Here is an 11,894-nt window from a genome sequence, read left to right as displayed (position 1 = left end):
CCTCAGGCCATTCCGACAAGCTGGAGCTTGATCTGCAGGGTTTCGTGATCGAAGGGCTTCATGACGTATTCGTCGGCCCCCGCGCTGATTGCCTCGCGAATGTGGGCGACATCGTTTTCCGTAGTGCAGAACACCACCTTGGGCTTGTCCCCGCCCTCGCGCTGGCGCAACTGGGTGATGAATTCGATGCCGGTCATGACGGGCATGTTCCAGTCCAGAAGGACCACATCAGGCATGCCGTCATCGCATTTATCGAGGCCTTCCTGGCCGTTTTCGGCCTCTTCGACAGTGAAGCCGAGAGTTTCGAGAATGTGCCTCGAAACCTTCCGGATGACGCGCGAATCATCGACGATTAGGCAGGATTTCATTTCTATGACCTCTGCATTGTTCGGCTGGTTGCTAGCGCCGGTAGGTAACTATTCGCTTAAGCTGCCCGGGCCACGGGGCCGGCCACGAGCGCATCGACATCGATCAGCAGAGTGGGGCCGCAATCGGTTTCGACCATCCCCCTTGCGGCCATCTGCCATCCGCGACCGAAACCCCCTGGTACCTCAATCGGGTCGCTACGGGCTTCGCCGACATCATATGCTTCTTCGACCAGCAGGGCGTAGGAATGCCCACCGACCTGGACGACTGCCGCTCGGCGGTCGGAATCCTGCTCCTGCCCGCCAAATCCCAGCGCAATCTGGCAGTCTATCACGGTGAGCGCCTGGCTGCGCATGGCGGTCAGGCCGAGAATGAAATCGGGCGCTCCGGGAATAGGCGTGATTTGATCGATCTCGATCACCGACTGGACAAGGGCCGCGGGGATCGCCGCGCGACGGCCCGCGATCAGGCACATCAGAAGAAGATCGTTCATGCCGTTTTCTCTACTCTGGCTCGTTTCAAAGCGCTCAGCAGCGCCTCTCGGTCGTATCGATAAATGCTCTCATCGTCGTTCTCGGCCGGCTCGGGCTCCGGGCGCAGGCGAATGATATGACGGGCGGGGGATGCAGGCCGCGGATCGTCATCGACCAGTTCGATTGCGACGTCGGTCTCCTCTTCCGGTTCGGTCGACACGCGATAGCCGGCCGCCTCGACCAGCGGTTCCAGAATGGTGCGCGCCCAGTCGCTGCTCGCTGGCAGGCGGCAGGACGCCGTCCGACCCGTCTTGCGAGCGGTGCCCTGGGCCGCGAACAAACCATGGCCGTCGATGACCGGCACGGGTTCACCGCCGATCAGCGTAACGCCCTCGACAGCGGGATCGGCACTGGAAGGAACGATTTCGCCATCCATATCGGCAGCGTCGAGCACTTCGCTTACGGCATAGACCACTTCGTGTTCGCCATCGGACAGGCGCAAGAGACGGCATCGGCCTTCTGGCAGCTCGCCATACTCCAGCCCGACAAGCGAGAAGATGGCGCCGTCGATCACCGCCTGTTTGCGCGATCCCTCGATATCGATCGCCTCGCGGGAAATGGTGTCGATCCTGCGGACCAATTCGAGACGAACAGCGCGGCGGCGTCCGTCGAGGCCGGTGAAAAGCATCACTGGCCGGGCCTTGCGTTGCTCGGTCTGTTCCTCCTCGGGCAGTGTTCGGGCCATGCTGCGCATCTCGTCGACCAGCCGGTGCTTTTGCGCAATGCTGGGGAGGTCCAGAAGCATCATGGGCCGACCATCGTCCAGCAGGGTCGTGCCGGCATAGAGGCCGGTTTCCATGATCGCGGGTGCGATCGGTTTCACCACGACATCTTCGTGATCGTAAACCCGGTCGACCGCGAGGGCGAAGACATCGTTCGAGGCCATGCGGACGAGAACGAGCGTCATGCTTGCCCAATCGACGCTGCCGGGGTCCTCGCTTCCGAGAATTTCGCCCAAGGCGAGGCAGGGCACGCGTTTGCCCCTGAAGGTGACGAGGCGGCGATCTCCGGCCTCGGCGAAATCGACATGGTCGCTGGATCCGAAGACGATCTCTTCGACATAGCTTCGCGGAATGGCATAGCGCTGGCCGCCGCTGCCCACGGTCAGCGCGGCGATGATGCTCAGGGTCAGCGGCAGCTTGAGATGAAAGCTGGTGCCTTCGCCCGGTTTGGTCGTGACGTCGATCGAGCCGCCGACATGTTCGATATTGGCGCGCACCACATCCATGCCCACGCCGCGCCCCGATACGGAACTGACTTTTTCCGCAGTGGAAAGGCCCGGTTCGAAGATGAGGTGGTATTTGCGCCTTTCCGACATCTCGTCGATTTCCGCCTGGCTGTATATCCCGGCCGCCACGGCCTTTGCTGCCAGGCGATCGGCATCGATACCGCGCCCGTCGTCGCTGATGACCAAAGTGATTTGGTTGCCCGACTGGCGAGCGGCGAATTTGAGCAGGCCGATCTCGTGCTTGCCGGATTTAATACGCTCGCCCGGCCCTTCCAGGCCATGGTCGATCGCATTGCGAATGATGTGGGTCAGGGGATCGCGGACCATTTCGATCATCTCGCGATCCAGTTCCACTTCGCCGCCTTCGAAATCGACCATCACCTGTTTGCCGAGTTCCGTCGAAAGATCGCGCACCAGGCGGGGCAGGGAGCTGAAGAGATGTTCGAGCCGCTGCATGCGCATGCGCGTGATGGAACTGCGAACTTCGGCGAGGATCGTGCTCAGCCGATCGAACGGGCCGTCGATCTCCGGGTGATCTCCGGCGTCGCGCAATCGGCGGGCGAGGTCGTTGCGAGCCAGAACCATGTCCGACACGCCTTTCATCACCTCGTCGAGCAGTTCGGTCGGCAGGCGAATGGTGCGCTGGACGCTCGCAGCGCGCGCGGGTTTGGGGCCAGCATCCGCCTTGCCCTCAGCAGGCGATGTGGCTGTGACCTGTGTGGTTTCTGACGGTTTGTGTGGCTCGGCCGGGGACATGCCAGGCGTGTCGTCATGCGGGTTCAGCGCGGCGATCAGCGCATCGTCGCCGCCTTCGGGATGGTCTTCGCCCGCTTCGATGGAATCGATCATTTCGCTGATGCGATCGATGATGGCGAGCACTGCGGAAACGAGCGTGCTGTCGGCTTCGCGGCGGCCGGCGCGGCAATCGGCCAGTGCGTCTTCGGCGGCATGGCTGAGCTTTTCCAGATGCGGAAAGTCGAAGAAGCCGCAATTGCCCTTCACCGTATGGACGAAGCGGAAAATGGTATCGAGCCGCGCCCTGTCCGAGGGATCGGCTTCCCAGGCGACGATTTCGCCGCCGCTCGCTTCCAGCATTTCCCGGGTTTCCGCGACGAAATCCGCCAGCAGGTCATCCATGATACAAGGCCCCTCGTACGATCGGGAAAGGCTATGGACGAGGATGGTTAACGTTTGGTTTGACTATCGGCGCCCATCGTCGGGGCCGGAACGCAGCACTCTCCAGACTATGAGGGCCGCAAGGAGGCCGCCCGCAAGATTGGCCACCAGTTCGGCGGCATAGATCGCATCGGAGCCCCATTCGGTCCTGAGAACCCAGCCGAAAGGCAACATGACAAGGAACACGCGCGCGGCGCTCTGGGCCAGAGCGAAACCGGCGCGATCGACGGCGTTGAGCGCGCCATTGGCCACGATCAGCAGGCCGAACCCGACATAGCCCCACACCGAAATTTCCAGATAGCGCGTGAACTGTTCGATGACGGCGGGGTCTTCGGTGAAGAACCCGGCGAACCAGCCGCCCGTGGCATAGAGCAATACCGCTATGCCGAGGCCGTAGGCGATGCAGAACAGGCCCGACCACCACATCGCCCGGCGCGATCGGTCGGCGCGGCGGGCGCCCCAGTTCTGGCCCACGATCGCCCCGATCGAGCCGGACAGCGCGAGCAGGGGGACGACCGCGAAACTCTGCAACCGCCCCGCAGCGCCGAAGCCAGCGACGGCGGATTCGCCCTGGCTCGCGAGCAGCGCAGTCAGCACCGAAAGACCGATCGGGTTGATCGCATTGGAGAAGGCGGCCGGCCCTGCCACCGACAGGATCGCCTTGCTCGATGCGCCGACGTCGCAATCGCGGATCGCCGCCGGGTGGATCTGCAACTGCGCGCCCTTGATCAGCCATAGGGCGACGAGAATGGCGATGAAGAACCCCGCAATCGTCGCATAGGCGGCGCCCGCCACGCCGAACCCCGCGAAGCCGAAGGCCCCGGTGATCAGGATCGGGTCGAGCACCCAGTTCGCGAGCGAGTAAGTGATCGAGACATAGCTGGTCTTGCGTGCCTCGCCCTGTCCGCGCAGCACGCCGTTCAGCCCCATCTGCAACAGCATGACCGGGAGCCCCAATGCATAGGGCCGCATATATTGCCCGATCAGCGGGAGCAGGTCTTCCGATGCCTGCATCAGGCGGAACAGCGGGTCGAGCAGGATGTAGAGAACCACGCCGAGGACCACGCCGGTCGCCAGCGCGAACACTGCGCCGAAATTCGCCCGCCTTTCGGCCCGCGCCGAATCGCCTTCGCCCAGCGCGCGGGCGATGACCGAATTGATCCCGACCATGACGCCGACACCCAGGCTGGAAAGCGCGATGGTGATGGGGAAGATGAAGCTGACCGCCGCCAGCTCTTTCGCCCCAAGCTGGCCGATGAAATAGGCGTCGATCAGGCCGACCGACATGATCGCCGCGACGCCGAATATCATTGGCATGGTCTGGCTTACGAGGTGGCCGCGAATGCTGCCGCGGGTCAGTTTTGCCATCTCGCTCATCGTGTGGGGCGGTAGCGGGCGGCGGCGAGCTTGCCTAGCGCCGAGTCCTGCCCGCTTGCGGACCGCCGCATCCTCATGCGATACAGGTCTCGAAACAAAACCCCTTACGGAGAGACGACGCCATGGCCACGCAGATGAAGACCCGCGATTTCGAATGCAGCGATGCCGAATGGCAGGCGCGGCAGGACCTGGCGGCATGCTATCGCATCTTCGAACATCTCGGCTGGGGCGAAAGCATTTACAACCACATCTCGGTTGCCGTGCCGGGCGAGGACGATACCTTCCTCATCAACCCTTTCGGGCTGCTCTATGACGAAGTGACGGCGTCGAACCTGGTCAAGATCGATGTGGAGGGCAATAATGTCGGCCCGTCGCAATATATGGTCAACAAGGCCGGCTTCACCCAGCATGCCTACTTCCACAAGCATCTGGGCACCCGCGCCAATGCGATCTGTCATGTGCACACCACTGCCACCATGGCGGTATGCAGTCACAAGGACGGGCTGGTTCCGACCAATTTCTACGCCTGCAATTTCCAGAACCAGATCGGCTATCACGATTTCGAAGGCGTCACGGTGCGCCCGGAAGAAGGCGAGCGGCTGGTCGAGAATCTGGGCGATCATTCGATCCTGATGCTGCGCAATCACGGCCCGGTGGTGATGGATAAGACGATCCCCGGCATGTTCGTGAAGATGTGGGCGTTGCAGCGCGCCTGCGAAATCCAGATCGCGACGCTCAGCCAAGGGGCAGCCAATGTCGTCTCGCAGGAGGTTGTCGACGTTCACCAGCGCGACCTGTCCGTCATGCAATCGCAGGGCGGGGCGGGCGTATTCGATTTCGAAGCGTGGAAGCGCCGCGTGTCGAAGATCGACGATAGCTGGAAATACTGACGCCTAGCGTCGGGGCGCCCGCCGCATGACCAGCATGACTGTCAACGGGAAGCCGATGCGCTTCCTGATGGACCCGGATACGCCGCTGCTGTGGGCGCTGCGCGATGCCGCCAATCTGACCGGTACGAAATTCGGGTGCGGCGAGGGCGATTGCGGCGCCTGCATGGTCCATGTGGACGGTGAAGCGCTGAGATCCTGCCTCATCACCATTGCCGAGGCCGAAGGGCGGTTCATCACCACGATCGAAGGGCTGAGCCGCGACCGCTCGCATCCGGTCCAGCAAGCGATGGTGGCGGAACAGGCGATCCAATGCGGCTATTGCACGCCGGGGATCGTCATGGCGGCGAGTGCTCTTCTGGCCAAGACGGCAGCACCGACCGAGGCGGAAATCAAGGCCGGGATACCCAATCTTTGCCGCTGCGGTGTATATCCGAGACTGGTCCGCGCCATCCAGCGCGCGGGCCGCGTGGCCCAGCGCAGCGAGACGATCAGTGCCGCTCCAGCACCCGGTATCAATGCCGGGGACGCCGCGCGGGAAGTCCCCGCGATCAGCGCACCCGCGGACCAGTCGGACTAGAGCGACGAAGGCGACACCCTGTCACCCGGGTTGTGCGGCCCGATCACTCTGAAACAAAAGAGTAATTCTGGGATGCGGGCGGGTGACATATGGCGCCAAGCCCCCCCGGGGGCAGCACGGCACGACAGGAAACGGCGGGCACCATAGGTACCCGCCGCTCGTGTAGGAAAGCCTGTTATCTCCCGCGAAGGCGGGGACTCTCGTCAGATTTCGAGCCGGACCCCGATCCGCGCGCTGAAGGGTTCGGCGGGCTGGACGTTCCTGTCGCCATAGGCGCTCGGATAGTAGGTCTCGTCGAACAGGTTTTCGATGTTGAGCTGCACGCTGAAGCGATCGCTTACGGTGTAATAGGCCGCCGCATCGATACGCCAGTAGCTGGGCAGTTCGACCGTGTTCGAGAAGCTGGCGTACTGGTCCGCCTGGTGAATTACGCCGAAGCCGAAGCCGAGCGCCTCGGTCACGTCGAAGCGGTTCCAGGCAGCGATCTGGTGTTTCGGGGTCTGCCGAAGGCGCTGACCGGCGGGTCCGAAGCTGCTGGCGGTCCGCAGTTCGCCATCGAGATAGGTGTATCCGACATTGGCCTGCCAGAAGTCGGTGATTTCGCCCACTGCGCCGATTTCGAACCCGTCGACGCGGCTTTCACCGGTCAGCGTGGTGTTCCCCAGCCCGTCGGTGAAGGGTGTCTTGCTCCGCTCGAGACGGAAAAGGGCCGCCGTCACCAGCACCTTGTCGAGCGGCGCCCATTTGAGGCCGAGCTCGTAATTGGTGAACTTCTCAGGCTCGAACTGCGCCGAGGTCGGGCTCAGCACGAGGAACTGGTCGCCCGCCTGGGGCAGGAAGCTCTCGGCATAGGACGCGTAGATCGAAAGATCGGGATTCGGCTTGACGATCAGGCCCAGACGCGGGCTGACCTTTTCATCGACCCGGTCACCCGCAACGCCACCCTTTACGTCGAGAGTCTGAAGGTCGAAGCGGTCCCAGCGCAGGCCGCCGACCAGTTCGATGTGCTCGCCGATCTGGAGCTGTTCCTGAACGTAGACACTGAGGGTCTCGAGCTGAGAATCGCGCGAGCGTGTTCCCAGATCGAGCGTGTAGGGCGGCACGAAGATCGTTTCGGCCAGGGGGGTTTCATTCGGATCGAGCCCGCCCGGGACGGCTGCCCGCGTAAAGATCACCCCATCGCGGCTGTTGATCGTATCCTGGCGGCTGGCTTCGAAGCCGAGCAGCAGCGTGGATTCAATCGTATCGCCACCCGTCTGCCAGACCAGATTGCCCTGGCCGATCCAGTTTTCGCGATCGGTGAAGTCGCGATAGCCGCTGAGGAAGACGGTGTTTTCTACCGTATCGACGCCGGTCGGGAGGATATTGGCATAGACCTTGTCGTAATCGGCATACTGAATGGTGGCATTGGCGGTCAGGCCACTGCCGAAATCGTGTTCCAGGCGAACGCGGCCGATATGAACCTGCGCTTCCGCCTCGTTGAATTCGGGATCGCCGAAGAAGGTTTTATCGAAACCGCGCAGTGGCCCGGTGCCGCCGACCGATGGTATGCCGCGATCGGTGACGCGCTTGTCATCGTCATAGGTATAGCTGGCAATCAGCGTGGTTTGCGGCCCCAACTGAGCGGTCAGGGTCGGCGAGATACCGAAGAAGCGGCCTTCGTAGAAATCGCGGTGGCTGTCGAATTCCTCGTAGGTGCCGTTCACGCGCAATGCGACGCCATCGGACAGCGGCTGGTTGACATCCGCCAGCAGGGCGAAGGCGCCGAAGCTGTCGACCGACGCCTCGCCGGAGATGGCCTGGCCCGACAGCTTGGCGCGCTTGGCCACGCGATTGACGGCTCCGCCGCCAGCGCCGCGGCCGAAGATCAGCGCATTGGCGCCCTTGAGCACTTCGACCCGTTCGATGTTGTAGAGCGACCGATAATATTGCGCATCGTCGCGCAGACCGTCGATGTAGAAATCGGCGGTGCTTGTCTGTCCGCGGATAATCACTTCGTCACGGTGTCCCTCGCCGGTTCTCATACTGATCCCGGGGACGTAGCGCAGCGCATCGTTGAGCTGATGGATCGCCTGGTCTTCCAGTTGATCCTCGGTGATGAAGCTGACACCCTGCGGGACGTCGATCAGCGGGGTCGGCGTCTTGGTCGCGGTCGAGCCATCGTCATTGTCATATCCCGTACCGCGATCGCCGGTAACGATAATGTCGGTCGGCAGATAGTCGCGTTCGGGCTGACCTCCGTCCTCGGCGAGGGCGGGGGTGGCGGCAAAGACGAAAGCGGCACCGGCGAAGAGCGCGGCGCGCGAAAAACGATCCCTCATGGAAAACTTTCTAATTCTGCGAGTGGTTATCAAACGATGCGCGCCTGCTATTGATAGCTATTCGCATTTGCAAGCGTCATCTGCGTGAAAAAATCGCAAGGGTCGCTTTCACTGATCGCAACACTCGCTTAGGCGACGGCGCGAACCAAGGAGATTCGACCCATGAAAGCGACCATCTGGCACAATCCCAAATGCGGCACCTCGCGCAAGACGCTCGCCATTCTCGAGAACCTTTCGAAGGTTGAGGTCGAGGTCGTCGAGTATCTCAAGGACCCGCCCAGCGCCGAAAAGCTCGCGCAGCTCTACAAGGATGCGGGCATCGCTCCGCAGCAGGGCTTGCGCCTGCGCGGAACCGACGCCGAGGAGCGCGGCCTTCCCGCTGCCGATGACGCGACCGTGCTGGCGGCCATGGCGGCCGAACCGATGCTGATCGAACGCCCGCTGGTGGAAACCGACAAGGGCGCGCGCCTGTGCCGTCCGCAGGACCGCGTGCTCGAAATCCTCTAGCCCCTCAGCGCCGGTCGAGCGTCAGCGTGCTGTCGGCCTGCAGCGCTCGCGAGCCATAGGCGAAAACGACCAGGCACAAGGCGACGATCAGGCCGAAGCCCAGCCAGTCGGAATAGTTGTAGAGCCAGACGCCGAGCGCCGGGGCGTAGATGAAACTCGCCCCGGCGACCGAGGCAGTGACGCCCCCGGCCTGGCCCTGTTCGGCCCGCGAGACCGCGAGCGATGTGCCCGAAGTATTGCCCGGCCGAAACAGGCCGAAGCCGAGCGAGGCGATCGAATAGCCGAGCGCGATCGTGTGCAGGTTCTGTCCCAGGCCCAGCACTACCGTACCGAGCGCCGCAATGGCGATCCCCCATAACGATGCGGCGCGCGGCCCCAGCTTAAGCCGCGGGATGAGCCCCCATTGGGCAAGCAGGGTGGCGATGGCACCGGCCATGAGGACAAGACCGACCGGCCCTGCGCCGGCAGCCGGATCGCCGCGCAGTCCCAACCGGTCGAGCACGAGGAAGCCTGCGATCCCGAGGATCATCGCCTGGGCATGCCCGCCGATCAGGCCCGAGACGACCCACGGGCGCAGGCGCGGCTCGAACCAGCGCAATCTCGCCGGAGCGTTCTGGCTCTCTTCCTGCTCCTCTTTCGAAACCTCGGCGGTCGGGCTGCCTGAATAGGGCGCGTCATAGGCACTGCCACGGGCCGGAAACCGGGGCACGTCGTCGGGCAGTCGCAAGCGCAGGGCAATCAGCGTGACCAGGCCGATCAGCGCGAAGATCAGGAACGGGCCGGCAAGCCCAAAGAAGGGAAGCACCATAAGCGGAGCGAGCGCGGGGCCGATTACCGTCCCCAGGCCGAAGCTGGACGCGACCAGCGAAAGCGCCTGCGTGCGTTCCGACCGGGGCGTGCGGCTGGCGACATAGGCCTGGACTGCGGGCGGTGCGGCGCTGCCGAACCCGCCATAGAGGCTGCGGGCCGCCGCGAACAGCAGCAAGGCCCAGAAGGCCGGAAGAATCCCGACAAGCCCCATCCACAGCATGATGCCGCACAGCAGGAAGCTGGCGATGAAGCCGAGCATCCCCAGCGCCATCATCGCCTTGCGTCCACGCCGGTCCGACCGCTGCGCCCAGATCGGGGCGCAGATCACCCACAACAATGCCGACCAGCTATAGGCCAGGCTGATCCAGACATCGTCGACGCCCAGCGAGGTTCCGATGGAGGGCATGACCGACTGCATTGCGGTATTGCCCGCCGCGGTGGTCAACATGACCGTGAACAGCAGTGCCATGCGCCCACGCGGAATGGCGCGCTGTCCGGCTGCCGGAGGCGCCGTATCAGAACTGGCGGGGTCGAAGTCTGCCATTGTGAGGGCGGTAGGGCGGCGCCGGTCAGCTTGCAATGGCGCAGCGAGCCTGCCAGACGGCCACACCAACGAAATTGTCACAGGGTTTGCGATTTTGACCGGACATCAGGGCTTTGGCGTTATCGAGCGCACGAGCTGGCGCAAGCGCGCGGCGCGGCTTTTCGGCCAATGGGGTGTGTTCTTCCGCGGGTTTGTCGAAGAGCCGCGCATGGTCGGCTCGATCATCCCATCCTCGCGCTTCACCATCCGCAAAATGCTGGCGCCGGTCGATTGGGAGCGGTGCGAGGTGTTCGTCGAATACGGCCCGGGGGTCGGGACCTTCTGCCAGCCGGTCCTCGATCGTTTGCGGCGCGACGGCACGCTGATCGTGATCGACACCAATCCGCTCTATATCGACTATCTCAAGAAGCACTTTACGGACAGTCGTTTCCACGCCGTGCACGGTTCGGCTGCCGATGTGGTCGACATCGTCGAGGCGCATGGTCACGACGGGGCGGACTACGTTCTTTCCGGCCTGCCTTTCTCGACCCTGCCCGATGGCGTCGGGCCGGCGATCGCGAAATCGACCTACGACGTTATCCGGCCGGGCGGCGCCTTTCTGGTCTACCAGTTTTCGGCCAAGGCGCGTGAGTTCATGGCCCGGCATTTCAAGCGCATCGATAGCGGTTTCGAATTCTGGAACGTGTTGCCGTGCCAACTCTTCTGGGGCTGGAAAGACCGCGAAGACTAGTCCTCGGTCGTGGCATCCGGATTATCGGACAGCCGGCCGAGCTGGGTGTGAACGGCCGCCAGGACGCACACGATAACCACGATCATGATCGCATTGAGCAGGCCTGAAATCACGGCCTCGCCCAGCAGCGCGGCCTGTTCTCCCGCGATCGCGAAGGCCAGCCCCAGGACCAGCGAGATCACGATCGAGAGGACCACGAAGGCGGCGAGCAGCAGCAGATAGAAGAAAAACAGCCGGATGCTGTTACCGCGGGTCAGCGCCCAGGACCGTTGCAGCGCCCTGATGGGATTGAGTTCGCCATCGATCGCGATCACCGGTGCCGCCAGCGAAAGCTTGGTCACGATGTAGCACACGACCACGAAGGCGATCACGCCGCCCAGCACCGCCAGCGCCGGCAATCCGGTGACTGCGCCGACCCCGATGAGAAGCCCCGCGACAATGGCGAACAGAGCGGTTTGAAGCAGTTGCGCCGCTATGTAGGTCGGGACCGATTTCACTCCGGTCGACAATGCCTGGCCCACAGTGGGATTCGCGCGTCGGCGCACCAGCGCCAGCATCGCCAGCAATCCGATGCCCTGAACGATTGCGAGAATAAGATAGACCCACCAATAACTGGCATAGAGATCGTTGATCGCGCCCATCATCGCGTCCAGGTTGCCGCTCGCCTGGGCAGCCTCGAGATCGCCCATTTCGGGCAAGGCGATCGCCAGCGCGGCATAGGGCAGGAAAAAGAACACGCCGGCAATGACGGCCAGCAGACCCCGATTGCGGGACAGCAGCCCCGTGGTGTCTTTCCAGGCGGTGTCGAGATCGAATTTCATGCAGCGGTTCTCCC

General features: G+C 63.2%; 11 protein-coding genes. 4 read left to right on the top strand and 7 right to left on the bottom strand.

Annotation, left to right across the window (positions count from 1 at the left end):
• Positions 1-2 precede the first annotated feature (2 nt).
• The 4 genes from L5849_RS13080 to L5849_RS13065 all read right to left on the bottom strand — a co-directional run bounded on the left by L5849_RS13080 (position 3) and on the right by L5849_RS13065 (position 4,671).
• Positions 3-368 (bottom strand): response regulator, encoded by a 366-nt coding sequence (locus tag L5849_RS13080; RefSeq protein WP_115415978.1) that lies wholly within the window; start codon positions 366-368, stop codon positions 3-5.
• Between the two features lie 56 nt (positions 369-424).
• Complete coding sequence (locus L5849_RS13075; protein ID WP_236925944.1) at positions 425-859, bottom strand: chemotaxis protein CheW; 435 nt, start codon at positions 857-859, stop codon at positions 425-427.
• Complete coding sequence (locus tag L5849_RS13070) at positions 856-3,264, bottom strand: chemotaxis protein CheA (RefSeq protein WP_236925943.1); 2,409 nt, start codon at positions 3,262-3,264, stop codon at positions 856-858. The genes L5849_RS13075 and L5849_RS13070 overlap by 4 nt, the downstream gene beginning before the upstream one ends.
• Positions 3,265-3,327: 63 nt before the next feature.
• Complete coding sequence (locus tag L5849_RS13065) at positions 3,328-4,671, bottom strand: MATE family efflux transporter (protein WP_306664140.1); 1,344 nt, start codon at positions 4,669-4,671, stop codon at positions 3,328-3,330.
• Between the two features lie 131 nt (positions 4,672-4,802).
• Between L5849_RS13065 and L5849_RS13060 the strand changes: the two genes are divergently transcribed.
• The gene (locus L5849_RS13060; RefSeq protein ID WP_115415982.1) at positions 4,803-5,570 is read left to right on the top strand and encodes a class II aldolase/adducin family protein; all 768 of its coding nucleotides are present in this window, start codon (positions 4,803-4,805) and stop codon (positions 5,568-5,570) included.
• A gap of 25 nt (positions 5,571-5,595) precedes the next feature.
• Entirely contained in the window at positions 5,596-6,147 is a 552-nt protein-coding gene (locus tag L5849_RS13055) for a (2Fe-2S)-binding protein (protein ID WP_236925941.1), read from the top strand.
• A 203-nt stretch (positions 6,148-6,350) separates the two neighbouring features.
• Here the strand turns inward: L5849_RS13055 and L5849_RS13050 are convergent, their stop codons facing one another.
• Positions 6,351-8,468, bottom strand: coding sequence for a TonB-dependent siderophore receptor (locus L5849_RS13050; RefSeq protein WP_236925940.1), 2,118 nt, complete (start codon positions 8,466-8,468; stop codon positions 6,351-6,353).
• Between the two features lie 162 nt (positions 8,469-8,630).
• Between L5849_RS13050 and arsC the strand changes: the two genes are divergently transcribed.
• Positions 8,631-8,975 carry an arsenate reductase (glutaredoxin) gene (gene arsC / locus L5849_RS13045; RefSeq protein WP_236925939.1) on the top strand — a complete coding sequence of 115 codons (345 nt, stop codon included), beginning with the start codon at positions 8,631-8,633 and terminating at the stop codon, positions 8,973-8,975.
• A 4-nt stretch (positions 8,976-8,979) separates the two neighbouring features.
• Here arsC and L5849_RS13040 read toward each other — a convergent pair whose 3' ends face one another.
• A complete protein-coding gene (locus L5849_RS13040) occupies positions 8,980-10,329 on the bottom strand; it encodes an MFS transporter (protein ID WP_115415986.1) in 1,350 nt (449 codons plus the stop codon).
• A 121-nt stretch (positions 10,330-10,450) separates the two neighbouring features.
• On the opposite strand from L5849_RS13040, the gene L5849_RS13035 reads away from it, so the two are divergent.
• Complete coding sequence (locus L5849_RS13035; protein ID WP_370459233.1) at positions 10,451-11,059, top strand: class I SAM-dependent methyltransferase; 609 nt, start codon at positions 10,451-10,453, stop codon at positions 11,057-11,059.
• Here L5849_RS13035 and L5849_RS13030 read toward each other — a convergent pair.
• On the bottom strand, positions 11,056-11,880 hold the full coding sequence (locus L5849_RS13030) for a glycerophosphoryl diester phosphodiesterase membrane domain-containing protein (protein ID WP_115415988.1): 825 nt from the start codon (positions 11,878-11,880) through the stop codon (positions 11,056-11,058). The genes L5849_RS13035 and L5849_RS13030 overlap by 4 nt on opposite strands.
• Positions 11,881-11,894: the final 14 nt, after the last annotated feature.

The sequence above is a fragment of the Erythrobacter sp. SN021 genome (assembly GCF_021864455.1).
This window is presented reverse-complemented; position numbering and strand designations above follow the sequence as displayed.

Bases quoted from the DNA above. Each gene is read 5' to 3' on its own strand.
- L5849_RS13080 (WP_115415978.1), bottom strand. From the start codon at position 368: ATGAAATCCTGCCTAATCGTCGATGATTCGCGCGTCATCCGGAAGGTT.
- L5849_RS13075 (WP_236925944.1), bottom strand. From the start codon at position 859: ATGAACGATCTTCTTCTGATGTGCCTGATCGCGGGCCGTCGCGCGGCG.
- L5849_RS13070 (WP_236925943.1), bottom strand. From the start codon at position 3,264: ATGGATGACCTGCTGGCGGATTTCGTCGCGGAAACCCGGGAAATGCTG.
- L5849_RS13065 (WP_306664140.1), bottom strand. From the start codon at position 4,671: ATGGCAAAACTGACCCGCGGCAGCATTCGCGGCCACCTCGTAAGCCAG.
- L5849_RS13060 (WP_115415982.1), top strand. From the start codon at position 4,803: ATGGCCACGCAGATGAAGACCCGCGATTTCGAATGCAGCGATGCCGAA.
- L5849_RS13055 (WP_236925941.1), top strand. From the start codon at position 5,596: ATGACCAGCATGACTGTCAACGGGAAGCCGATGCGCTTCCTGATGGAC.
- L5849_RS13050 (WP_236925940.1), bottom strand. From the start codon at position 8,468: ATGAGGGATCGTTTTTCGCGCGCCGCGCTCTTCGCCGGTGCCGCTTTC.
- arsC (WP_236925939.1), top strand. From the start codon at position 8,631: ATGAAAGCGACCATCTGGCACAATCCCAAATGCGGCACCTCGCGCAAG.
- L5849_RS13040 (WP_115415986.1), bottom strand. From the start codon at position 10,329: ATGGCAGACTTCGACCCCGCCAGTTCTGATACGGCGCCTCCGGCAGCC.
- L5849_RS13030 (WP_115415988.1), bottom strand. From the start codon at position 11,880: ATGAAATTCGATCTCGACACCGCCTGGAAAGACACCACGGGGCTGCTG.